Below are 21,653 nucleotides of genomic sequence, written 5' to 3' on the forward strand. Positions count from 1 at the left end.
CTTCGCCGTTCGAGGTCCCCTCATGGAACGGTGATCGGCACAGCGCCGCTTCGGCCCAGGCCTGGAAGACACAGGCCCCGGCCCGGAGGATCACCGATGCCTGTCCCGGCACACCGGGCTCACCCGGACCTCCGCAATCCTGCAGCGCGAGTCATCAGCCGCGCGTGTTCCTACTGCTCGCGGCAGTCGTCGTCGGTGCACTGGAGGGTGGTGAGGGTCTGGTCGACCTGCTCGCTGGTCAGCGGGGGGTCGGACAGTGTGTGGGCGCCTTCGGTGCGGAAGGCGTCGAGCATCAGGTGCAGGTGGCGGCGCCAGGCCTGGGGGGCGGTGGTGCGGGTGGCCTGGATGATGCCGACCTGCGACCAGATCACGAAGGCGATGTCCTGCGGGTTGACGTCGTCGCGCAGGCCGCCCTGTTCCTGGGCGTTGTGCAGGATCTGGTTGCTGAGCTCTTTGGCGCGTTCGTACATTTCGCGGCCGGCCACGTGCAGGGGCAGCCGGGCGGAGACGAGGTCGTTGAAGGCGCGGTCGCAGGCCTGCAGCTCGCAGAGTTTCTCCAGGTAGCGGCAGAAGCCTTCCCAGGCGTCGTCCATGGCGGCGGCTTCTTCGGCGGCGGCGAGCAGTTCCGTGTACTTCGCGGTGAAGAGGGTTTCGACCAGGTCGAGCCGGGTGGGGAAGTGGCGGTAGAGCGTGCCGATCGCGACGCCGGCCTCGCGGGCGACGCCTTCGAGGGAGGCGCCGAGGCCCTGCTCGGCGAAGGCGGTGCGGGCGGCGGCCACGATCGCGTCCCTGTTGCGCTGCGCGTCGCGGCGCAGGGGCTTGGCCGGGGTTGCGGTCGCGGACAAGGCGTGGTGCTGGCTCATGTACCCGAGCGTAACATGAGGGCCCCCTCGTATTCGGCTGTAGTCGCGTTCTCGCCTGCAAATTTATGCCTCTGACGTGCTGTGATGAGCGTCACTGCAAACATGAGGCGCCCCTCGAGTAGTGTGGGCCAAGCCGAACGTGAGGCACCCCTCCGGAAGGCAACGCGAAACCGTGAGGCACCCCTCCGGACGGCGACACGAAACTAGGAGATGACCATGAACAGGATGATCAGGCGCGTCTCGATCGCACTGGCCTCGGCGACGCTGGCAGGCGGAGCCCTTCTCGCCACCGGCGGCGCGGCGTCGGCGGCCACCGACTCGGCCCCCGTGCGGCACGCGCACTCCTCGGTCGTCACCTCCACCACGAGCGGTGCACATGAACACGGTCACGGCAGCCGCCTGGTGGAGCGGGACGACGACCGGCGCGGGGCCCACAGCGTCCAGGTCGTGTACCTCGTCGACGCCGCCGGCTGGCACGAGGACCAGGTCGAAGCCGCGTCGTGGCAGTACGTGGACGCCGCCCGCTGGCACGAGGACCAGGTCACCTGGTACCTGAACCACCGCTGAGCCCGTCGTTCCCGCCCCGGGACGCATCAGCCGGGCCGGACCACCGGCCGAACCACCGCCGTACGGCTGACGAACGAGGACACGCACACGGACGAGGCACCCCGAGGAACCCGCACGGACAGCGAACAGGCCACGGGCCCACCCCGGTGAAGCGGGAGAGTCCCTGTTCGCGGGGGAGACCGCACGACACCTCGGCCAGAAGGCTTGAAGCAGCGCCACCCGGCGACAGCCCGCCTTCCCGAAAGGCCGCCTCACCCGAAAACCCCGGCCACCGCCCGAGACACCCGGCGAAGATCCGGCCGCATATGGACACCGGAACACCCGCCGTGCAGACGAACAGCTCACGCGGTCCGGGAAAGCCGATGAGGTCTCCTTCAGACGCAGCGACACCGCGGGTGACAAAGGCTGCCGTGAGGCTGTACCCGTGGTCCCGCCTCGTCGATCCGCCTCGACACCATCCCGCGTGACCTGCCGTCATGAGTCCGGCACTGAACTGAGCACTTCGGTCGCTCGTCAGAGGGACTCCACGAACATCGATTTCGCGCACCTTCGCGCATTCACCGCCGTCCTGGACGCAGGCGGGTTCGCTGCCGCAGCCGAACGACTCGGCATCAGCCACTCCGGCGTCTCGCACTCCGCGTCCGCGATGGAGCGGGAACTGGGCGGACTGGCCATCATCCGCCGGCAACGGCGAACCCCGCCTGACCCCCTTCGGCGAGCAGCTGCTCGCCCGCGCGCGCTCCGCGCCGACGCCATCCACGCCCTGGCCGGCTTTGTCGACGACGACTGCCGCGCCCGCGGTGCCCCGGCGACGTATGCGGCGCGCCAGGCACACCAGGCAGAAGGGGACCGCGGCCAAGCCGCCCCCAACCACCAGCAGCGGCGGAACATCGTCCATGCGCCAAGGCCACGGGCGTTCGGCCGCCCACCGGATCGTTCGTTCGTCGCGGACGCCGTCGGGTACACCGATGTCTGCGGGGCCGACGCTGCCCGCGCGGTTGCGACACGGGCGCGAGCCCTTCCCGCAGCTCGGCCAGATGCCGGGCCCGGTGGCAGCAGGGCCCGCCCGGGCGGCGAGCTACGTTTCGTCCTCCATGCGGATCGCGTGCTTCAGGTCGTGGTGTGCCTTTCCGGGCGCGCCTTCGCCTGCTTCCAGCATGGCGGCGGCGATCGCGTCGAGCTTTCGCTGGATGGCGCGTTCGGCCCGCAGTTCCGAATTCTTGAGCAGAGCGAGCAGGAGCAGGGTCACCGAGGTCATGCAGGTGCTGACGAACACCTGCCATTCCAGGTCGAGGCCGGCGACGTGCACGGCGACGGCTGCCGCGACGAGGAGGAGGCACAGACCGAAGAACACGGGGGAGCTGGTGAAGCGGGAAGCCGCTTCTGCCAGTTGCTCGAATCTGCCGCGTCTGTCGCCGCCACGGTCCGCGGGATGTTGAAGTGCCATCGCCTTCTTCTCCTTTCTCGGCCGGCGCTGCTGTTCCCCAAGCGTCCCTCACTCCCACAAGCGGCAAACGTCACAAAATGGGATCTGATGCGTGAGGCTGCCGGTGGGGGGAGCCGGGTGGACCCGGGCGCCGTCACCGATGCTCTCCACCGCCTGCCCCGGACGAGTTCACCGACGCCCGCGCCGACCGTCGAATGCGGCCCGGGCCGCAGGTGGCCGGAAGCCGGCTGAGCAGATCCGCAGGCTGCGGCGCCCGCCCCCGGCGGCCTGGACGGTCAACCCGCCGGCGCGTGAGCAGCCGGAGGAGGCCGAGCGTCTTTCGCCGGGGTCGCGGCGGCATGGGCAGACGCGGGGCGCACCCGTACGGCGGCCCTCATGGCTCTGAGCCTCACTCTCCGCAACGGATCCCAGCGTGTGGTGTCGTCGCCCCACCCTGACCGAACAGATCGAAGCCGCCGGGCGGTGCGCTCACTGCCGGCACACCAGATCCGCCATCACGGCAGGCGGCAGGGACGGGTTGGCTGCCGCTGCTTGCACCACCTGCCAGTCCGCGTCGGCGAGCAGCTCGGCGATGACCGGCGGCGGCAGTGCCGGGTGGCCGGCGGCCACGCGTCTCGCCCGGGTGTCCGCCAGGCAGACGAGCAGTGCCGAAGCGGTCGCCCCGCGATGCCGGGCAACTTCACGGAACACCTTCTGTACGGCTGGTTCGTGCCGGACCAGGTCCTCCAGCAGCGCCGGGGGCGCGTCCGGGTTGGCTGCCACCTTGGCCAGGACACGGACCCCGTGCCGGTCGACCATGGCGCGCAGTTGCGCTTCGGTGAGGCCGGGGTGCGGAGCGAGGGCCTTGACCACCTTCGCGTCGGGGTCGTCGGCCAGCCGGTCACGTATCTCGGGCGGAAGATCGCGTCGTTGGGCCACGAGCATGCGGGCGGCCGGGTCCGGTGAGGTGGCCAGCTCTTCGATCTCGGCGGCAGAGGCGGCGGCGATACGGGGCACAGGAGTGGCGCCGATCCTGGCGGTTCGGGCCAGGCGGGTGAGCACGTCGAGCGGTACGCGGGGATGGTGCGCGAGCCTGCGGCGCACCTCGGGGTCACGGTCGTCGGCCAGCGCTCGGATCAGGGCATCGTCGAGCGCGGGGTTTTCGGCAAGGTCGCCGCGGACACCGGGAGCGGGGTCGGAGGCGAGCCGCGCGCAGACCTGCCGGGGCAGGTCCTGGCGGGCGGCGAGAGCCCACCGCAACAGCATCGACGGATGGTCCGCGAAGTGGACGACGGCTTCGACGGGGGTGGCAGGGTTGCGCAGCGCCGCCTCCCACATGGCGTGGACGGTGGACTCGTGGGAGCCGTCGCAGGAGGCGCCCGGCGGCAGGTCGCAGTCGAGCCGTGGGCACTGCGGATCGTGGACGAAGGGGGTTTCCTCGCGGTCGCAGACCAGACAGTGCCGCGCAGCGGGCAGTCCCTGTCCGCTCGCCAACGCTGCCAGCACCGGCCGGGGTGTCGCCTCGTTGCACGCCACCGCGCGGCGGACCTCGGCGTGCGGATGCGCAGCGAGCCGCGCGGCCACGTCGGGGGTCGTCCACAACGCGAGCTCGGCGACGACACCGGCATCCGGGTCCGCCGCGAGCGTGTCGGCCACGTCGGACGGGAGGCCGGGGCAGGCTGCCAGCTTCTCCCGGCGCTCACGGACCGGGTCCGCCGCGAACAGACGCGTCCACTCCTCGCGCCCGGCACCCTGGTCGAGCAGGGCGAGGGCGGCATCCGGCCAGACACAGGGATCGATGTCGGCAGCGGCCAGCCGGCCCTCGCAGGCGAGCTGCACCGTGCTGTCGCCGACGCGGGCCGCCAACGCGAGCGCCTGTGCGCGGCTGAGGTCCGCGCGGCCGGCGAGGTCCGCGGCGATGTCGTCGTCCGCGATCGATATCAGCCGGTCGACCAGGTCGGACGACAGGCCTGGATTGGCGGCGAGCCCGCACAGGAGGTGATGCACGGAGGCATCCTGCCCGGAGCGTGGAAGAGGTGTTCGGAATTTCTTTCCCGGAATGTCCGCCGCCTGCGGCACGGTACGTGAGAGCGGTGGCTCAGGTGTCCCGCGTCTGTTCGAGGGCGTCGCGCAGGGCGGTGTCGACGTGCTCGTCGAGGGTGGTGCCGAGGTGGCGCAGCTGGGCACGCCGCTGCGTGTCGCCTCGCTCGGTCAGGGCGGTGGCCCACGGGACCTTCTGTGCGTCGGTGATTCCGGCCGTCTCGTTGAACAGCGCGTACAGGGCGTACCAGCGCACCGCCTCGTTGTCGTCCTCGGCCAGCGTCAGGAGGGCCTCGACGGCCCGGTCCTGGGTGTGCTCGGGGTCGGCCAGGCCGGGAAGCGCGGCGGCCACCGCGAACCGGACGGGCTGTGCCGTGTGCGCCTGGTAGCCGAGCACCAGGTCGAGGGTCTCCTGGGCGTGGTGGTAGCCGAGAGCGGAGATCATCGATCCCAGGACCCAGGGGTCCGGCTCGTCGGCCATCTCCGCCACGACGGCGTCGATCGTCTCCTCGGTGAACGGCCGGCGGCCCTCGGCGTCGCAGTGGCCCAGCTCGCGCAGGACCCGCGCTCCCAGTTCCCGCTCCTGCGGTTCCTCGCACGCCAGCAACTGTGCCGCGCGCTCGAAGACATACCGGGTCGGCCGCGCGTGCAGGGCGAGCAGGCAGGGGAGAGGACTGTCTTCGTCCTCCACGCTGATCTCGTGCAGAGCTCCCACGAACAGCTCGTCGTCCGTGGCCGCGTCGACGTCGTCGATTCCCATCCTGCTTCCCCCCGGGTTCCCGATGCCCAGTATGCGCTGCGCTCCTGCGGCCACCGGCGGCGCGTCCGGTGAGCGTCCGGATCCTGTACGAGCGTTGTGGCACAGCACCACTCGGCCTGTCCCTCCGCAGGTGCCGGGCTCATCCCCGGATCCCGCCACCGGCACCCCTCCCGGCGCCGACAGCGGCCTCGGCGGGCAGGGGCCTGCTCCACAAGGGCGCTTCGAGTGTTTCTCCAGAGTCTCTTGCCAGCGTGGGCCGGTGTGCAGCATCGACGCAGGTGTCCCGGCGGCGGCCCGGCCCCGGCCGGCCGCGGCCGGCCTTTTCACGTGAGGCGGGTCGGACCATGAAATCGCAGGCCAGCACAGAAGCAGCGCGGAGCGCTTTTGCGCCGACCAGTGGAGAGCGGCTGGTCCGGCGCATGGTGGAGGAGCTCCACAACGGCCACCGGCTGGAGCGGCTCGACGCGTTCTACGGCGAGGGCCATCAGGAGCACGACCCCCGGGTGTTGCCGGGGCCAGGGGGCCTGCGCGACTTCTGGCGCGATCTCCTGCACGGCTTCCCCGACCTCAGGGTGACGGTCGACGTGCTGCTGGCTGACGGCGACCGGGTGATGGCCTTCATGACCTGGCGCGGCCGGCAGAGCGGACCGTTCGCGGGGCGGCCCGCGAGCGGCAGGGAACTGGAGTTGCGCTCCGGCGAGCTGTTCAGACTGGACGGCGGCCGGATCGCCGAGCACTGGGCGGTCGTCGACTACTCGGTTCTCAGGACCTTCGGCGCCGTGCACCTCCAAGGGGCCGGCCCGGTGCGAGCCGGGCTGGACGGACGGCACGGTGCCGCCGAGCGGGAGAACACGGCTCTGGTACTCGGTGCCTACGAGGAGGTGCTGACCGGGCACCGGTTGGACCGGGCGGAGGCGTACTACGAGCGTGACTACGTCCATCACAACGCCCAGATGCCGGCGGTGCCCAACGGGGTCGAGGCGTTCAAGGTGTATTTCGCCGGCAACTTCGCGGCGTTCCCCGACCTCACGGCCACGGTGGACCATGTGGTCGCCGACGGCGACCGGGTCATGGTGTTCGCCACCTGGCGCGGGCACTTCACCGGTGTCTCGCGCGGCCGTGCGCCGACGGGCCGGCGGCTGCTGATGCACACCTGCGACCAGTTCCGGCTGGTCGAGGGGAAGGTCGCGGAGCACTGGGAGGTCGTGGACTACTCGGGCCTGCAGGACGCGGGCATTCCCGTACGGCCGCCCGTCCTCGGCTGACGGATGCCGCGCACCGACGGCTGTGGGTCCGGGGCCCCGTGAAGGCTCCGGACCCACAGCCGTCGTCGTCGGTACGGCGGGAAGCCCGACGGGGGTGTTCGTCAGTCCACCTCGGTGAGCGCCTTGGCGAACTGGGCGGCGTACAGGTCGGCGTATGCGGTGCCGGCCGCGAGCAGTTCGGAGTGCGTGCCCTGCTCGACGATGCGGCCGGACTGCATCACCAGGATCACATCGGCGTCGCGGATGGTGGAGAGGCGGTGGGCGATGACGAAGCTGGTCCTGTTGCGGCGCAGGGAGTGCATCGCACGCTGGATCAGTACCTCGGTGTGGGTGTCCACGGAGCTGGTCGCCTCGTCCAGGATCAGGATCGAGGGATCCGAGAGGAACGCCCGGGCGATGGTGATCAGCTGTTTCTCTCCGGCGCTGACGTTGGACGCCTCGCCGAGGACGGTGTCGTAGCCGTCGGGCAGGGTGCGCACGAAGCGGTCCACGTGGGTGGCCCTGGCGGCCTCGACGACGCTTTCGTGGGACGGATCCACCGCGCCGTACGCGATGTTCTCCGCGATGGTGCCGCCGAACAGCCAGGCGTCCTGGAGCACGACGCCGAAGTTCGACCGCAGCCCTTCCCGGGACATCTCGGCGATGTCCGTTCCGTCGAGGGTGATCCGGCCGTCGGTGACCTCGTAGAACCGCATGAGGAGGTTGACCAGGGTGGTCTTGCCCGCGCCGGTGGGTCCGACGATGGCGACCGTCTGGCCCGGCTCGACCGACAGCGAGAGATCCTCGATCAGCGGTGTGTCGGGCGTGTAGCTGAAGGAGACGTCCTGGAACTCGACGCGGCCCTGCACCGGCGCCGGCCGTGGCGGTTGTGCCCGGTCGGGCAGCTGCTCCGGCTCGTCGAGGAAGCTGAACACCCGTTCGGCGGAGGCGACGCCGGACTGGATCACGTTGGCCATGCTCGCCACCTGGGTGAGGGGCGTGCTGAACTGCCGGGAGTACTGGACGAACGCCTGGACGTCGCCGATGGACAGGTTGCCGGAGGCGACCCGCAGCCCGCCGACCACGGCCACCAGTACGTAGTTGAGGTTGCTGATGAACATCATCGCGGGCTGGATCATGCCGGAGATGAACTGGGCTTTGAAGCCGGCCGTGCAGAGCGCGTCGTTGTGCTGCCGGAAGGTCTTCGCCGCGGCTTCCTGCTGTCCGAAGAGCTTGACCAGCGCGTGGCCGGTGTACATCTCCTCGATGTGACCGTTGAGCCGGCCGGTGACGGCCCACTGCTGGGTGAAGTGGGAGTGGGACCGCTTGCCGACAGCGGCCGCGAGGTAGATGGAGGCCGGTACCGTCACCAGGGCGATCAGGGCCAGCAGCGGGGAGATCAGGCACATCACGACCAGCACACCGACGATGGTGAGCAGGGAGTTCACGATCTGGCTGAAGGTCTGCTGGAGGGTCTGGCTGACATTGTCGATGTCGTTGGTGACCTTGCTCAGCACCTCACCGTGCGGCTGCCGGTCGAAGTAGTTCAGGGGCAGGCGGGAGAGCTTGGCCTCGGACTGCTCGCGGAGGCGGAAGACCGAGCGCTGCACGATGACCGCGGTGAGCCGGCCCTGGGCCAGGATCAGCAGAGCCGCCACCACGTACACGGCGGTCGCGAGGACCAGCACGTGGCCGATGCGGTCGAAGTCGATGCCTTCGCCGGGCACGGCGTGCATCGAGGACAGGGTGTCGGCTTGTGCCTGATGGCCCTGCTTGCGCAGTTGTTCGGCGGCTTCGGCCGTGGTCGTGCCGGACGGGAGGCCGCTGCCGACGGCGCCGGCGAAGATGAGGTCGGTGGCGTGGCCGAGGATCTTGGGGCCGACCACCGACAGGGTGACACTGCCGGCGCACAGGGCGAGAGTGGCGGCCATCAGCGCCCGTTCGGGGCGCAGCATGCCGAGCAGCCGGCGGCTGGTGCCGCGGAAGTCCTTGGACCCCTCGGCCTTGCCGCCGCCGCCCATGTAGTGGTTGCGGGGGGCGTTGCGTACGACGGCGTCCGTCGCCCCCGTGCGGGCCGCTCCTTGGTGCGGGATGTTCTGGCGGCGGTCCGTGGAGTGTGACCCCGGCATCAGGCGGCCTCCCTTTCCGTGAGCTGGGAGAGCACGATCTCCCGGTAGGTCTGGTTGGTGCCCATGAGCTCGGTGTGGGTGCCGGTGCCGACGACCCGGCCCTCGTCGAGGACGACGATGCGTTCGGCGTCGCGGATGGTGCTGACGCGCTGGGCGACGATGACGATCGTGGCCTCGGTGGTCTCGCGTGCGAGGGCGGCGCGCAGTGCGGCGTCCGTGGCGTAGTCGAGGGCGGAGAAGGAGTCGTCGAAGAGGTAGATCCGGGGCTGGTGGACCAGGGTGCGGGCGATCGCGAGCCGCTGGCGCTGGCCGCCGGAGACGTTGGTGCCGCCCTGGGAGATCTCGGACTGGAGGCCGTCGGGCATCCGCTCGACGAAGTCGCGGGCCTGGGCGACCTCCAGGGCGTGCCACAACTCGTCGTCGGTGGCGTCGGGTCTGCCGTAGCGGAGGTTGGAGGCGACGGTGCCCGAGAAGAGGTAGGGCCGCTGCGGGACGAGGCCGACGGCGGTGGAGAGGGCCTCCGGGGCGAACGCCCGTACGTCGAGCCCGTCGAGGAGCACGGTGCCCTCGGTGGCGTCGATGAGACGCGGGACGAGATGGAGCAGTGTGGTCTTGCCGCTGCCGGTACGGCCGATGATGGCGGTGGTCTCGCCGGGGCGGGCGATCAAGTCGACGCCGCTGAGCACCGGTTGCTCGGCGCCGGGGTAGCGGAACTCCGCGTCCCGCAGGTCCAGCGCGCCGTGCAGCGGGGGTGTGGTGGCGGCCCGGGCCGGGGGGACGACGCTGGACTCGGTGTCGACCACCTCCAGGATGCGTTCGGCGCATGCGGCGGCGCGCGGGACCGTCATCAGCATGAAGGTCGCCATCATGACGGCCATCAGGATCTGTACGAGGTAGGTGAGGAAGGCGGTGAGCGAGCCCACTTCCATGTCGCCGTCGGCGATGCGGTGGCCGCCGAACCAGAGGACGGCCACGGAGGAGCCGTTCATCACCAGCAGGACGGTGGGGTACATCAGCGCCATCAGCCGGCCGACGCGCAGGGCGACGTCGGCGAGGTCCGTGTTGACGTCGGCGAACCGCTGCTGCTCGCGCTGGTCGCGGACGAATGCCCGGACGACCCGGACGCCGGTGATCTGCTCGCGCAGCACGCGGTTGATCTGGTCGATACGGGTCTGCATCACCCGGAACTGGGGGCTCATCCGGCTGATGATCACGGTGACGGCCGCGCCGAGCAGGGGGACGGCGATCAGCAGGATGGCGGAGATGCCCGCGTCCTGCCTGAGGGCCATCACGATGCCGCCCAGGCAGGTGATGGGGGCCACGACCATGAGGGTGAGGCCCATCAGCACCAGCATCTGTACCTGCTGGACGTCGTTGGTGTTCCGGGTGATCAGGGAGGGTGCGCCGAAGTGGCCCAGTTCGCGGGCGGAGAAGGTCTGCACCCGGTCGAAGACGCTCTCGCGCACGTCGCGTCCGAAGCCCATGGCCACGCGTGCGCCGAGGTAGACGGCGACGAGTGAGCAGGCGATCTGAAGCGCCGACACGGCGAGCATGACGCCGCCGGCCCGCATGATGTACGCCGTGTCGCCCGCGACGACGCCCTTGTTGATGACGTCGGCGTTGAGGGAGGGCAGGTAGAGGGTCGCCAGCGTCTGCACTAACTGCATCAGCAGGATGACGGCGATGGGCTTGCCGTAGGGGGGCAGATGGGCGCGCAGAAGTCGGATCAGCATGCGGAGTCTCTAGTCGTGTGAGGGGTGAGCGGGGGCCGTGTGCCCGCGCTGCAGGCCGCCGTGCTCGGCGGAGAAGTGGTCGATGGCGGTCAGCAGGAAACCGCGGATGACCGGCTCGTCGGCGGGGCCGACGAAGTCGAAGAGGCTGTCGAACTGGTCGGAGAGCTCGGCGGCGGACACCGACAGGCGCTCCCGCCCGGTCGCGGTGAGATGCAGCCTGATCACCCTGCGGTCGGTGTCCGAGCGGCGCCGCTCGATCAGTCCGTCCTTCTCCAGGGTGTCCACCACTCCGGTCAGCGTGGATGCCGCCACCATCGTGGCGTTCGCGATTTCCGAGGAGGTCTGGCCGTCCGCGTTGCCGAGCTGGCGAAGGATGTTGAAGGCCGTCCAGCCGATGCCCAGGCGCTCGTTCAGCAGCCGTACCCACATGCTGCCGGAGAGCCGTGCGGCGAGGGCGAACAACTGCCCGATGGAGGCATCACCGACTGGCCGTGGCCCTTCCGGCCCTGAGCTCCCAACAAAGTTCATGGCCTCATTATTAGGTACCGAAGTATCTCGGCGTCAAGCGCGATGGATCGCGGCTCGACCGGGGCACGAGCGGCCCGCACTAGCGTCGGCGCGTCCGGGAACCCCGGACGAAGAGGGAGGCGGGTGTGCAGAGATTCCGAAGAAACCCCTGGTGGATACGGCACCTGATCCACCGCTGCGGGCAGTTGGTCTGGACGGGTCTGGTGGCCTTCGGCGCGCACCATCTGAACGGTCACACGTACCGGCCCGCGCCCCGCCTCGACCGGCCGCCGGGCGGCCATCCCGAGCGGCTGCGCCCGGACCAGCCCCTGACCGAGCTGGAGAACATGCTCGTCCGCGAGCTCGCCCGGCGCCCCTGGCCTCACGACCCCGGGCGGACGGGCGGTTGAGCCTCCGCGAACGGCTCCAGCGTGATGGTGGCGGCGCGCAGCCCGCCGCCCCAGTCGGGACGCTGCTCCAGGAGCTCGGGCCGCGCCGTCACGATCACCAGCAGGGGCACGGCGGCCGCGCCGCGGACCACGTCGTCGAGGAAGTCCAGCAGCGTGTCGTTCGCCCGGTGCACGTCGTCGAGGACGGCCACCAGGGGACGGGCCGCCGCCATCCGCTCCAGGACGCCCCGCACGGCGGCCGACGCCTCCCGCCCGTTCTCGCCGTCCACCGCGTCCGCAGCGCGACGGGCCGGTGGCAGCGGGGACTTGATGATCTCCGCGAGTGCGGCCATGCCCCTGCCGTGGCCGACGGGCGGGGTGCGCCCGATCAGGCACCTGACCGCCCCTTCGTCCTTGCGCAGGGCACTTCTGAGCTCGGAGACCAAGCGGCTCTTGCCGCTGCCCGACTCGCCCAGGACCGTGACCAGATGGGGCCGCTGCCGCTTCCTGGTCATGTCCAGCACGCTGCGCAGCACCTCCAGTTCCGGACCGCGATCGACGAGCCGCACGGGCTCGGGCACGACGCTGCGCGATGTGGTGCAGGCGGGTTCGGACCGCAGCGCCGGGTAGGGCGCCGTACGGGCCGGAGGCCGGCCTCCGGCGCCGAGGGCGTGCTGCCGGGACGCCGCGCAGGCGGTGACGCCCGCGGCGTGCGCAGCCGCGGCGACCTCCGCCACGCGGCCCCCTGCTGTCAGGTCGAGCGCCGGGTCGTGGTTGAGGATGGCCCGCTCCAGCCGCTGCAGTTCACGGGCGGGCTCCAGGCCGAGCTGTTCGAACAGCCGGGCCCGGTGCCGGCGGTAGATGCCCAGCGCGTCGACCTGCCGGCCGCAGCGGTACAGCGCCAGCATCAGCAGCGCGCACATCCGCTCGCGCCCCGGATCGAGACCGGCCGCCACCTCCAGCTCCCAGACGACCTCGTGGTGGCGGCCGACGGCCAGCTCGGCCTCGAAGCAGTCCTCGTGGGCGGCTGTCCGGGCGCTTTGGACGCCGGCCAGCTCCGGCCAGGCAACACCCGATTCGACCAGGTCCTCGAGCACGGAGCCCCGCCACAGTGCCAGGGCCCCTCGCAGGGAGCGGGCTGCCTGCTGCCAGGAACCGGTGGCCAGCTCCGCCCGCCCCCTGCCCGCCAGAGACCGGAAGCGGGCCAGGTCGAGACAGTCGGGGTCCACCCGCAGCGCATATCCGGGAGCCCGGCTCAGCAGCGCCGCCGTCTCGGCGCCGATACCGCCCTTCGCGAACGTCGCGCGCAGGCCCGAAACGGCGTTCTGCAGCATCTTGCGTGCCGTGGGCGGCGCGTCGTGCGGCCACAGCGCCTTCACCAAGTCGCTGGTCGCCACCGCCCGGTCGGTGTGCAGCAGCAGAAAGCCGAGCACCGCACGCTGGGTGAGGCCGCGCAGAGGAAACCGCCTGCCGTTGCCGATGACTTCCAAAGGCCCCAGCACCTGGAAACGGACGCTCCGCTCCGCCTGCGCCGCACAGGAGGCCGCATCCACGACAGGGACCCGGCCGCTCACACGTCGTCCAGGGCGGGTGTCGACGCGTCCAGCGCCTGGAGCAACCGCCGGTCCACCTTCCCGGATTCGGTCAGGGGCAGGGAACCGCGCCGCACGATACGCACCGGGGCGTGCAGCGGTGTCAGCCGCACGCCGACGTGCCGGCGCAGCTGCTCGGACGTACAGGCCGCGCCGGGGCGCAGGGCGACGGCGGCGTGGACGAACTCCAGCTCGTCCGCGTCCCGCATCCGGTAGACGGCGGCGTTCGCCACACCCTGATGGGACATCAGAGCCTGTTCCACCGCCGCCGGGTGGATCTTCGTCGCATGGGACTTGATGACATCGTGCAGCCGGCCCACGAGATACAGATATCCGGCCTCGTCCCGGTATCCCAGGTCGCCGGTGCGCAGCCACCCCTCGCGCACCGTCCTGGCCGTCAGCCCGGGGTCCGCCAGGTAGCCCGACATCACGTTCGGTGAGCGCACCCAGACCTCTCCGGTCAGCTGCCGGGCCAGCTCCTGCTCCGAGTCCGGGTCGCAGATGCGCAACTCGACCTCGGGGAAGGGCCGTCCCGCGCTGGACAGCAGCTGCGGCTTCTGGTGGTCCTGCGGGCCCAGGACGCTGATCCGGCCCGCCTCGGTGGTGCCGTAGTTCTGCATCAGCGCGGGACCGAAGGCGCCTACGGCCTGGACCAGGCGCTCGGGTGACGCCGGGCAGCCCGCGTACATCAGCTGCCGCAGCGAGGACACGTCGGTGTCCGCGAGCCGGGGATGGTCGAGCAGGGCGTAGAGCTGGGGAACGGCCATGTAGGTGCCGGTGATGCGCTCGCTCTCGATGGCGCGCAGGGCCTCGCCGGGATCGAACTGCGCATGCAGGACGACCGTGCCGCCCGCGGCGATCACGATGTCGAGGATGACCCCGACGGAGTGGCTGACCGGGGTGATCACCAGGAACCGCACGGGACCGGCGTCCGACAGCGCGGGGTAGGCGGCGAGCACGGTGCCGTTCCAGGCGGCGAACGACTGGCAGATCCCCTTCGGCCGGCCGGTGCTGCCGCTGGTGTACGTCACCACCGCGCGGTCGGGCGCCGCGAGGACCGGACCCTCCTGCGGCGCAACGGGCCCGGCGGCGATGTCCGTGATTCCCGCACCGCACTCGCCGAAGCCGGCCAGCGCGATCGTGCGATCCAGCAGGTCCGCTGCCGCCCGGCCCTGGTCGGCGTGCGGGGGGTCGACCAGCAGCAGGTCGGCGCCGGTCTCGCGCAGGACGTCCGCCTGCGCGGCGCTGGGCAGTTCCGCGGCCAGCAGCCCCGGGTTCGTCGAGCGGATGTGGACGACGGTCGCGCCCAGCAGGTGGGCCGCGTACCGGGCGGTGAGCGTCACCGGGCTGTTGGCCTCCGTCAGCACCCCGATCGTGGTACCCGGCCCGGCCCCCAGACGCCGCAGGCCCGCAGCGGCGCCGGTGATCGACCGGTGGAACTCCCGCGCGGTGACGGGGGCGCCGCGCCAGCGCAGCGCGGTCTCGTCTCCGCGCCGTTCCAGGCTTGCGAGGACGGCCGCCACGTAGTGGGTGAACGTGGCCGGCGACGCTTGGGGGCCGGTGGAAAGGTGTGCAGCCACAGCGATCCAATCTCGGGACGCGACGGGATACCGAACCGGCCGCCTGGCGATTCGGACCGCGCCATCGTTTCCGCCACGCCTCGAGATTCGATGGGATCGGCCTGGTGACGTGGGAGCCCGTCACCTGCGAGCGATGTCGAGTTCCTCCCAGATCTGGTCGAGCGCCTCGACGAACTTGTGGACGTCGCCGGTGGTGTGCACGGCGGCGGGGGCGACACGGAGGATCTCCTCGCCGGCCCGGACACTGGGTGCGTTGATGGCCTGCACGTAGATGCCGTGACGTTCCAGGAGCAGCGCGGAGGCCTGCTTGCAGGTGCTGTCGTCGCCGACGAACACGGACACGATGTGGGAGTTGTCCGAGATGAAGGGGATGCCCCGTTCGCCTAGGAGCCCGTGCAGTTGCCGGGCGTTGGCCCGCAGGCTGTCGCGCTCCTGGTCGGAGGCCCGCAGATGCCGGACGGCGGCGAGTGCGCCGGCCGCGACGGCCGGGGGCAGGGACGTGGTGAAGATGAAGGAGCGGGAGAAGCTCCTGACCGCGTCGATCAGTGCCGCGGGTCCCGCGATGTAGCCGCCGGCGGTGCCGAATCCCTTGGCGAGTGTTCCCATGACGACGGTGAAGTCGTCCGCCAGTCCCTCGCGTGCGGCGATGCCGGCTCCTTCGGGCCCGTACATTCCGACCGCGTGCACCTCGTCGATGAAGGTGGTGGCGCCGTACTTCTTCGCTGTCCTGGCTATTTCCGCGAGCGGCGCGACATCACCGGACATCGAGTAGACCGATTCCAGGACGATGAGCTTCGGCCGGCCGGGGTCGGCCGCGGCGATGAGCTCTTCGAGATGTGCCGTGTCGTTGTGGCGGAAGATGTGTTTCTCGGCGCGGCTGTGCCGGAGACCGTCGATGATGGAGGCGTGGTTCAGCTCGTCGGAGAAGACGATGCAGTTCCCCATGCGTCCGGCGAGTACGGACAGGGCGCCGTCGTTCGCGGTGTATCCGGAACTGAAGAGCAGAGCGGCCTCCTTTCCGTGCAGTTCTGCCAGTTCCTTCTCGAGCAGTACGTGGTAGTGGTTCGTCCCGCCGATGTTCCGGGAGCCGCCCGAACCGGCCCCGAACTCGTCGACGGCCTGCTTCATCGCCTGGAGGACATGGGGGTTCTGGCCCATGCCGAGGTAGTCGTTGCTGCACCAGACGCTGATTTCGGAAGGGGTGCCGTCCCGCCTGTCCCGCGTGATGGCGCTCGGAAAGCGTCCGGCGCGACGGCCGATCTCAAGGAATTCCCGCTTTTCGTCGGTCAGTTCGGCCAGTTCGCGGGTGAAGAAATCCAGATGCTGTGTCATGCCGTCAACTCGCTCTCTGGTGAGGATCTCGGCGGCTTCCTGCCGACAACTCACGTTAAAAGGCCGCCGCCCCGGCTGTACAGCGCAATCCTCCCCTCCCCGTCCACGCCCCGGTAACCGGCCGTCCACCGGACGGTATTCGACGTGATTACCGCACGGTTGCCGCACGATGGAATGGAATACGCGCCTGCCCTGGTGCGCCGTGCGATGCTCGACGCGCAATGCCCACACGCATTTCGATTCGCGAGCGCGGAGGTTGCCATGTCCCTCTCGATAGCGGCCATACTCGCCGAGTCCGCGGCACGCAGGCCCGACCATCCCGCGATCGTGTACGGCACGGACAGCGTGCCCTACCGCGAACTGTGGGACCGGGCCCGGCAGTACGCGGCGGTGCTGCGGGAGCGGGGCATCGGGCCCGGTGACACCGTCGCCCTGCTGCTGCCCAATACACCGCATTTCCCGATGGCGTACTTCGGCGTGCTCGCGCTCGGCGGAGTCGTGGTACCGGTGCACGCGTTGCTGCGAGCGGACGAGATCGCGTACGTCCTGCGGGACTCCGGCGCGAAAGCGCTGGTCTGCGCGGCGCCGTTGATGAGTGAAGGCGCCAAGGCCGCGGAGGCGGCCGGGGTCGACGTGTTCACCGTCATGGAAAGCACTGACACCGGCTTTCCCCGGATCGACGTGCTCGCCGAGCGGGCCGTGCCGGTGCAGCGCGCCGTACCGCGCGACCCGGACGACATCGCGGTGGTCCTGTACACCTCCGGGACCACCGGCCGGCCCAAGGGCGCGATGCTCACGCACCTCAACATCACGATGAACGTGGACACGACGATGCTGTCCCCGTTCGACTTCCGGGCCGACGACGTCCTGTTCGGCTGTCTGCCCCTGTTCCACACCTTCGGTCAGATCTGTGGGATGAACACCTGCTTCCGGGCCGGGGCGACCATGGTCCTGATGCCGAGGTTCGAGGGCCCGCACGCACTCGACCTCATGGTGGCCCACCGGTGCACGGTGTTCATGGGCGTCCCGACGATGTACATCGCCCTGCTCGACGCGGCCGCAAAGGATGCGCGCAGGCCCCCGCTCGACCGCGCGTTCTGCGGAGGCTCGTCGCTTCCCGTACGGGTGCTCGAGGAGTTCCAGGAGGCATTCGGCTGCCAGATCTACGAGGGATACGGTCTGACGGAGACGTCGCCGGTGGTCGCCTACCACCAGAAGGCGTGGCCATGCAGGCCGGGCACCGTGGGACGGCCGATCTGGGGCGTCGAAGTGGAGATCGCCAGGGCCGAGGTGGAAGGCCGGATCGAGCTGCTGCCCGCCGGTGAGCTGGGCGAGATCGTCATCCGGGGCCACAACGTGATGGCCGGATACCTCAACCGGCCCGAGGCGACCGCCGAGGTGATGGTGGACGGCTGGTTCCGCTCCGGGGACCTCGGTGTGAAGGACACCGAGGGCTGTCTGTCCATCGTCGACCGGAAGAAGGACATGGTGGTGCGCGGCGGGTACAACGTGTACCCCCGCGAGCTGGAGGACGTGCTGATGCGCCACCCGGCCGTGGCGCACGTCGCGGTCGTCGGCGTCCCGCACGACGTGCACGGCGAGGAGGTGTGCGCGGTCGTGGTGGCGCGGCCCGGCGCGGTGCCGGGCGCGGTGCTCGCGCGGGAGATCGTGGCCTGGAGCAAGCAGCGGCTCGCCGCGTACAAGTACCCGCGCCTGGTGGAGTTCGTCGACGCCTTCCCGCTCGGCCCGAGCGGCAAGGTGCTCAAGCGGGAGCTGGTCACTCGGCTCAGCCGCTGAGTGACACACGGGCGAAGCAGGCCGGGCGGCCACGCACGGCAGCGGCCAGGTAAAGCCGCCGACCTGCACAGATCGAGGCCTGCTCGACCCCGGGTGGTGGGAGCGTCCACGACAGTCGCCTGTCCCGGTGGCGTCTGTAACTCTCGAGACGGCCGATTCGCCGGCCATCGGGAGTACCCACACGGGGGAGTCTTGTGATGCCCAGTACCGCGTCCACCCGGCCTGCGCACGATCCCGCCGCCCAGACGATCCGCCCCGCACCCCCCATCGGAGCCGAAAGCGCGGCGGACGCGACCGGCACGCTCCTGTACCAACTCGTGCTCGCCACCGGCGCCACACAGGTCGTCGCGTGCGGTTCGGCGGCGGATTCCCGGATAGTGCCCATCGCGGCGGCGCTCCGTGACAACGGCCGCGGCCGCATCGTCAGCTGCCAGCCCGACACCGCCCGCGCGCTGAGTGCCCTGGCCGCGCTCGAGCAGGCCGGCCTCACGGCCTACGCCGACGTACTGGAGGGAGACGCCCGGGACGTACTGCCGTGCGCGCCGGGGCCCGTCGACCTGCTTGTACTCGGCGCTCCCGCCGAGCGACTCCTGCCGGTCCTGCGGGCGGTGGAACCCCGGCTGCTGCCCGGCGCGATGGTCGTGGCCTGCCCAGCCGGCGACGGCGTCGGCACCGGCCGGTCGGCGGACCTCCTGGCCCATGTCCGCCGCCCCGACAGCGGCTATGTCTCGCTGCCACTGCCGCTCGACGGCGGGCTGGAGATGGCCGTCCGTGCCCTCTGACCCGGCCGCCCCGACCGCCGCGCCGCCGGTCCGGGTCGCCGAACTCGACATGATCTACGGCGCGATGCTCGGCTGCCTCGAACCGCAGCCCGCAACGGCGCGGGCCGCGGCCCCTGCCGACCGGGCTCCGGCCCTGCGTCCCGACTACAGGGCGCTTCGAGCGCACTTCCAGACCGACGCCGCACTTTGGTTCCAACAACCCGCGTTCTGAGGAGAGTTGTCATGAGCGACGTTCGGCTTGCCGGTACCTGGACCACGCAGCTCGACGACGACGGCAAGGCCGTTCCCGGACTCGTCTCCTTCGCCGCGGACGGGGGAGTCGTCTCAACCCAGCTGAACACCAAGAACATCGGCCTCGGCACGTGGCGCTCCACCGGCCCTGACACCTTCGAATACAGCTTCCACATCCTGGCCGCGGACCCCGAGGGCAAGCACGTGGGGGAGGCCCACGTCCGCGTGGAAGGGGAGTTCGTCTCCGAGTCCCGCTGGCAGGGCACCGGCGGCGCCGACTTCTACGACCCGCACGGCAACAAGCTGCGCGGCCACTCCGGATCCAAGGTCACGGCCGACAAGTTCGGCATCGACCAGTAATGCTGCGCGAACGACTTCGCGGCGAGCTGGTCCTTGCGGCGGACCCCGGCTACCCGCTCGCCCGCCAGCTGCAGAACACCGAGTACGACTCGGTCGCACCGTACGCGATCGCGTACTGCCGGACGCCGCAGGACGTCCGTGCCTGCGTGCGCCACGCCCGGGACAGCGGTCTGCGGGTGCACGTCCGCGGCGGCGGGCACAGCTTCAACGGCTGGTCCACCGGCGAAGGCCTCGTGATCGACCTGTCACGGATCAACCGGATCGAGGCCGGCGGCCCCACCGTGCACCTGGGCGCCGGCACCCAGTCGCTCGACGCGCTGGACGCCCTGAGTCCCCAGGGACGGCAGATCATCACCGGCACGTTCCCCACCGTGAGCGCGGGCGGCTTCCTGACCGGCGGCGGAATCGGCTGGCAGACCCGCAGGTTCGGGATCGGCAGCGACCGGATGGTCTCCGCCCGCGTGGTGCTGTCCGACGGCCGGATCGTGCGCTGCAGCGCGGACGAGGAACCGGACCTCTTCTGGGCCCTGCGCGGGGGAGGCGGCGGCACGTTCGGCATCGTCACGCAGTTCGAGGTGCGGCCCATCCACGCGCCGATGATGACCGGCTTCGAAACGCTCTGGCAGTACGAGGACGCCGTCGCCGTCCTCGCGGCCTGGCAGGCCTGGTGTGCGCAAGGCCCCGATGAACTCGGCTCCTCCCTGGTCGTACTGCCCGGCATGTTCGGCCCGGACGGAAAGCCGGTGGTCAAGATCTGGGGCGTGCATCTCGGGCCGACCGCAGAGCTCGTCGAAAGCCTCGACGAGCTCTGCGAGCGGGCCGGCGCGAAGCCGGTGAGCCGGACGGTCGGCCCCCGCGGCCGATACGCCGATGTGATGCACGAGGCGCTGTGCGGGTCCAAGACCGTGCGGCAGTGCCACCGCACCGGCACCGACCCGGAGGCGCAGGGACACCGGCACCCCTACACCCGGCAGAGCTACCGGCTCACCCGGCGGCCCGTGACGCGGACCGAGGCCGCGGCACTGCTCGACGCCTGGGACCCGGCACTCGACCAGGAGCGCTATCTGCTGTGCATCGCGGTGGGCGGCGCGGCGAACCGGGTCGCCAGGACCGAGACCGCCTATGTGCACCGCGACGCCCAGTTCCTGATCGGCTATCAGATCGCCTCCCGGGATCCGCAGCCGTCCGCCGAGACCGCGGCCGCACTCACCGCCTGGGCCGGCAACTGCGCCGCGGCCCTGGCCCCGCTCGCGTCCGGCTCGTACATCAACTTCCCCAGCTCACAGGTGAGCGAGGGCTGGGAGGCGGACTGCTTCGGCGAGAACCTCTCCCGGCTGAGGCAGGTCAAGCAGCACTACGACCCCGAGGACTTCTTCCGGCACGCACAGAGCATCGGCGGCCGGCCCCCCACGACGAAGGCGGCCTCATGAAGACCGATCTGCAGGGCAAGGCGGTGCTGGTCACCGGGGCATCCTCGGGCATCGGCCGGGCCACGGCCGTGGCCTACGGCGCGGAGGGCGCACGCGTCGCGATCACCTACCACACCAACGAGGCCGGGGCGCAGGAGACGGCCCGGCTGGTGGCCGCGGCCGGCGGCACCCCGCTGGTGATCCGCTACGACCTGGCCGACGAGCAGTCGATCCGGGACGCGGTCAGCCGGGTCGCCGAGGAATGGGGCGGTATCGACGTCCTGGTCAACAACGCCGTGGTGTGGGGCGAGGCGATTCCGCGCCCCGGCAAGCCGGTCCCGCTCTTCGAGGACGTCGCGGCCAAGCAGTGGCAGGAGGTGCTGCGCACTTCGGTCGACGCCGTGTTCCACACGCTGCAGGCCGCGCTGCCCGCGATGCGCGGGCGCCCCTGGGGCCGCATCGTGATGATCGGCGCCGGGCTCGCCGACACGGGCAAGCCGGGCGCAGGGGCGTACGGGGCGGGCAAGTCGGCGCTGTTCGGGCTGGTCCGCAGCCTTGCATGGGAGGTGGGCCCGGAAGGGATCCTGGTCAACATGGTCGTCCCGGGCCAGACCCTCACCGAGACCGTACGGGGCAACGTGCCCGCTGCCTTCCTCGACGAGAAGGGCAAGACCCTGCCCTCCGGGCGGATGTCGGTGCCCGAGGACGTGGCGAACGCGGTCGTCTTCCTCGGGTCCGCGGCGAACGGCAACACCCACGGGGAGACCCTGCGCGTCACGGGAGGCGCCTAGGTGTGCTGTCCCGATCGTCCCGGGACCGCGGGCGATGCCCCTGCCCCTGCCGCGAGTGTCCGGCGCCCGACGAGGTGCCGGCGGTAGCCGCCGTCGGCCCAGGCCCTGCCGAGGGACGCAG

19 protein-coding genes and 1 pseudogene are annotated in these 21,653 nt (G+C 70.9%); 10 read left to right on the plus strand and 10 right to left on the minus strand.

Features of this window, described 5'->3' with window-relative positions; translation table 11 throughout:
• Positions 1–170: 170 nt before the first annotated feature.
• A complete protein-coding gene (locus ACFV0T_RS28125) occupies positions 171–863 on the minus strand; it encodes a TetR/AcrR family transcriptional regulator (protein ID WP_385784803.1) in 693 nt (230 codons plus the stop codon).
• Positions 864–1,079: 216 nt separating this feature from the next.
• On the opposite strand from ACFV0T_RS28125, the gene ACFV0T_RS28130 reads away from it, so the two are divergent.
• Together ACFV0T_RS28130 and ACFV0T_RS28135 are read left to right on the plus strand one after the other, a co-directional pair.
• The gene (locus ACFV0T_RS28130; RefSeq protein WP_385784806.1) at positions 1,080–1,430 is read left to right on the plus strand and encodes a hypothetical protein; all 351 of its coding nucleotides are present in this window, start codon (positions 1,080–1,082) and stop codon (positions 1,428–1,430) included.
• Positions 1,431–1,893: 463 nt separating this feature from the next.
• Positions 1,894–2,109 (plus strand): annotated as a pseudogene (locus ACFV0T_RS28135) (LysR family transcriptional regulator); the annotation flags it as partial.
• A gap of 399 nt (positions 2,110–2,508) precedes the next feature.
• Here ACFV0T_RS28135 and ACFV0T_RS28140 read toward each other — a convergent pair.
• From ACFV0T_RS28140 to ACFV0T_RS28150, 3 genes are all read right to left on the minus strand, one after another.
• The gene (locus ACFV0T_RS28140; protein ID WP_385784809.1) at positions 2,509–2,877 is read right to left on the minus strand and encodes a low affinity iron permease family protein; all 369 of its coding nucleotides are present in this window, start codon (positions 2,875–2,877) and stop codon (positions 2,509–2,511) included.
• Between the two features lie 468 nt (positions 2,878–3,345).
• Positions 3,346–4,863, minus strand: a complete 1,518-nt coding sequence (locus ACFV0T_RS28145) for a hypothetical protein (protein WP_385784811.1) — start codon at positions 4,861–4,863, stop codon at positions 3,346–3,348.
• Between the two features lie 91 nt (positions 4,864–4,954).
• The gene (locus tag ACFV0T_RS28150) at positions 4,955–5,656 is read right to left on the minus strand and encodes a HEAT repeat domain-containing protein (protein WP_385784813.1); all 702 of its coding nucleotides are present in this window, start codon (positions 5,654–5,656) and stop codon (positions 4,955–4,957) included.
• Between the two features lie 419 nt (positions 5,657–6,075).
• Here ACFV0T_RS28150 and ACFV0T_RS28155 point away from each other — a divergent pair, with 419 nt between their 5' ends.
• Complete coding sequence (locus ACFV0T_RS28155; protein WP_385784816.1) at positions 6,076–6,921, plus strand: ester cyclase; 846 nt, start codon at positions 6,076–6,078, stop codon at positions 6,919–6,921.
• Between the two features lie 101 nt (positions 6,922–7,022).
• On the opposite strand, the gene ACFV0T_RS28160 is transcribed toward ACFV0T_RS28155, so the two are convergent.
• The 3 genes from ACFV0T_RS28160 to ACFV0T_RS28170 form a co-directional block, all read right to left on the minus strand.
• Positions 7,023–8,921 carry an ABC transporter ATP-binding protein gene (locus ACFV0T_RS28160; RefSeq protein ID WP_385784955.1) on the minus strand — a complete coding sequence of 633 codons (1,899 nt, stop codon included), beginning with the start codon at positions 8,919–8,921 and terminating at the stop codon, positions 7,023–7,025.
• A 107-nt stretch (positions 8,922–9,028) separates the two neighbouring features.
• On the minus strand, positions 9,029–10,762 hold the full coding sequence (locus ACFV0T_RS28165) for an ABC transporter ATP-binding protein (RefSeq protein WP_385784819.1): 1,734 nt from the start codon (positions 10,760–10,762) through the stop codon (positions 9,029–9,031).
• A gap of 9 nt (positions 10,763–10,771) precedes the next feature.
• Positions 10,772–11,290 carry a MarR family winged helix-turn-helix transcriptional regulator gene (locus tag ACFV0T_RS28170; protein ID WP_385784821.1) on the minus strand — a complete coding sequence of 173 codons (519 nt, stop codon included), beginning with the start codon at positions 11,288–11,290 and terminating at the stop codon, positions 10,772–10,774.
• Between the two features lie 125 nt (positions 11,291–11,415).
• On the opposite strand from ACFV0T_RS28170, the gene ACFV0T_RS28175 reads away from it, so the two are divergent.
• The gene (locus ACFV0T_RS28175; RefSeq protein WP_385784824.1) at positions 11,416–11,679 is read left to right on the plus strand and encodes a DUF6059 family protein; all 264 of its coding nucleotides are present in this window, start codon (positions 11,416–11,418) and stop codon (positions 11,677–11,679) included.
• On the opposite strand, the gene ACFV0T_RS28180 is transcribed toward ACFV0T_RS28175, so the two are convergent.
• The 3 genes from ACFV0T_RS28180 to hemA form a co-directional block, all read right to left on the minus strand.
• Positions 11,652–13,160, minus strand: a complete 1,509-nt coding sequence (locus tag ACFV0T_RS28180; protein WP_385784827.1) for a BTAD domain-containing putative transcriptional regulator — start codon at positions 13,158–13,160, stop codon at positions 11,652–11,654. The two genes, ACFV0T_RS28175 and ACFV0T_RS28180, sit on opposite strands and share 28 nt — an antisense overlap.
• A gap of 68 nt (positions 13,161–13,228) precedes the next feature.
• Positions 13,229–14,830 carry a class I adenylate-forming enzyme family protein gene (locus ACFV0T_RS28185; RefSeq protein ID WP_385784830.1) on the minus strand — a complete coding sequence of 534 codons (1,602 nt, stop codon included), beginning with the start codon at positions 14,828–14,830 and terminating at the stop codon, positions 13,229–13,231.
• A 120-nt stretch (positions 14,831–14,950) separates the two neighbouring features.
• On the minus strand, positions 14,951–16,162 hold the full coding sequence (gene hemA / locus ACFV0T_RS28190) for a 5-aminolevulinate synthase (RefSeq protein WP_385784834.1): 1,212 nt from the start codon (positions 16,160–16,162) through the stop codon (positions 14,951–14,953).
• 261 nt (positions 16,163–16,423) lie between these two features.
• Between hemA and ACFV0T_RS28195 the strand changes: the two genes are divergently transcribed.
• The 6 genes from ACFV0T_RS28195 to ACFV0T_RS28220 all read left to right on the plus strand — a co-directional run bounded on the left by ACFV0T_RS28195 (position 16,424) and on the right by ACFV0T_RS28220 (position 21,532).
• Positions 16,424–17,959 (plus strand): long-chain fatty acid--CoA ligase, encoded by a 1,536-nt coding sequence (locus ACFV0T_RS28195; protein WP_385784837.1) that lies wholly within the window; start codon positions 16,424–16,426, stop codon positions 17,957–17,959.
• A gap of 197 nt (positions 17,960–18,156) precedes the next feature.
• Positions 18,157–18,741 carry an O-methyltransferase gene (locus ACFV0T_RS28200; protein ID WP_385784839.1) on the plus strand — a complete coding sequence of 195 codons (585 nt, stop codon included), beginning with the start codon at positions 18,157–18,159 and terminating at the stop codon, positions 18,739–18,741.
• Positions 18,731–18,952 (plus strand): hypothetical protein, encoded by a 222-nt coding sequence (locus tag ACFV0T_RS28205; RefSeq protein ID WP_385784842.1) that lies wholly within the window; start codon positions 18,731–18,733, stop codon positions 18,950–18,952. The genes ACFV0T_RS28200 and ACFV0T_RS28205 overlap by 11 nt, the downstream gene beginning before the upstream one ends.
• An 11-nt stretch (positions 18,953–18,963) precedes the next feature.
• Entirely contained in the window at positions 18,964–19,332 is a 369-nt protein-coding gene (locus tag ACFV0T_RS28210; RefSeq protein ID WP_385784845.1) for a hypothetical protein, read from the plus strand.
• Complete coding sequence (locus tag ACFV0T_RS28215; protein ID WP_385784848.1) at positions 19,332–20,762, plus strand: FAD-binding oxidoreductase; 1,431 nt, start codon at positions 19,332–19,334, stop codon at positions 20,760–20,762. Before ACFV0T_RS28210 ends, ACFV0T_RS28215 begins: the two co-directional genes overlap by 1 nt.
• Positions 20,759–21,532 (plus strand): SDR family NAD(P)-dependent oxidoreductase, encoded by a 774-nt coding sequence (locus tag ACFV0T_RS28220; protein WP_385784851.1) that lies wholly within the window; start codon positions 20,759–20,761, stop codon positions 21,530–21,532. The genes ACFV0T_RS28215 and ACFV0T_RS28220 overlap by 4 nt, the downstream gene beginning before the upstream one ends.
• Positions 21,533–21,653: the final 121 nt, after the last annotated feature.

This window comes from Streptomyces sp. NPDC059582 (assembly GCF_042735715.1).
Lineage (GTDB): Bacteria > Actinomycetota > Actinomycetes > Streptomycetales > Streptomycetaceae > Streptomyces.

Bases quoted from the DNA above. Each gene is read 5' to 3' on its own strand.
- ACFV0T_RS28210 (WP_385784845.1), top strand. From the start codon at position 18,964: ATGAGCGACGTTCGGCTTGCCGGTACCTGGACCACGCAGCTCGACGAC.
- ACFV0T_RS28150 (WP_385784813.1), bottom strand. From the start codon at position 5,656: ATGGGAATCGACGACGTCGACGCGGCCACGGACGACGAGCTGTTCGTG.
- hemA (WP_385784834.1), bottom strand. From the start codon at position 16,162: ATGACACAGCATCTGGATTTCTTCACCCGCGAACTGGCCGAACTGACC.
- ACFV0T_RS28155 (WP_385784816.1), top strand. From the start codon at position 6,076: ATGGTGGAGGAGCTCCACAACGGCCACCGGCTGGAGCGGCTCGACGCG.
- ACFV0T_RS28130 (WP_385784806.1), top strand. From the start codon at position 1,080: ATGAACAGGATGATCAGGCGCGTCTCGATCGCACTGGCCTCGGCGACG.
- ACFV0T_RS28160 (WP_385784955.1), bottom strand. From the start codon at position 8,921: ATGGGCGGCGGCGGCAAGGCCGAGGGGTCCAAGGACTTCCGCGGCACC.
- ACFV0T_RS28215 (WP_385784848.1), top strand. From the start codon at position 19,332: ATGCTGCGCGAACGACTTCGCGGCGAGCTGGTCCTTGCGGCGGACCCC.
- ACFV0T_RS28165 (WP_385784819.1), bottom strand. From the start codon at position 10,762: ATGCTGATCCGACTTCTGCGCGCCCATCTGCCCCCCTACGGCAAGCCC.
- ACFV0T_RS28140 (WP_385784809.1), bottom strand. From the start codon at position 2,877: ATGGCACTTCAACATCCCGCGGACCGTGGCGGCGACAGACGCGGCAGA.
- ACFV0T_RS28220 (WP_385784851.1), top strand. From the start codon at position 20,759: ATGAAGACCGATCTGCAGGGCAAGGCGGTGCTGGTCACCGGGGCATCC.
- ACFV0T_RS28200 (WP_385784839.1), top strand. From the start codon at position 18,157: ATGCCCAGTACCGCGTCCACCCGGCCTGCGCACGATCCCGCCGCCCAG.
- ACFV0T_RS28170 (WP_385784821.1), bottom strand. From the start codon at position 11,290: ATGAACTTTGTTGGGAGCTCAGGGCCGGAAGGGCCACGGCCAGTCGGT.
- ACFV0T_RS28125 (WP_385784803.1), bottom strand. From the start codon at position 863: ATGAGCCAGCACCACGCCTTGTCCGCGACCGCAACCCCGGCCAAGCCC.
- ACFV0T_RS28195 (WP_385784837.1), top strand. From the start codon at position 16,424: ATGTCCCTCTCGATAGCGGCCATACTCGCCGAGTCCGCGGCACGCAGG.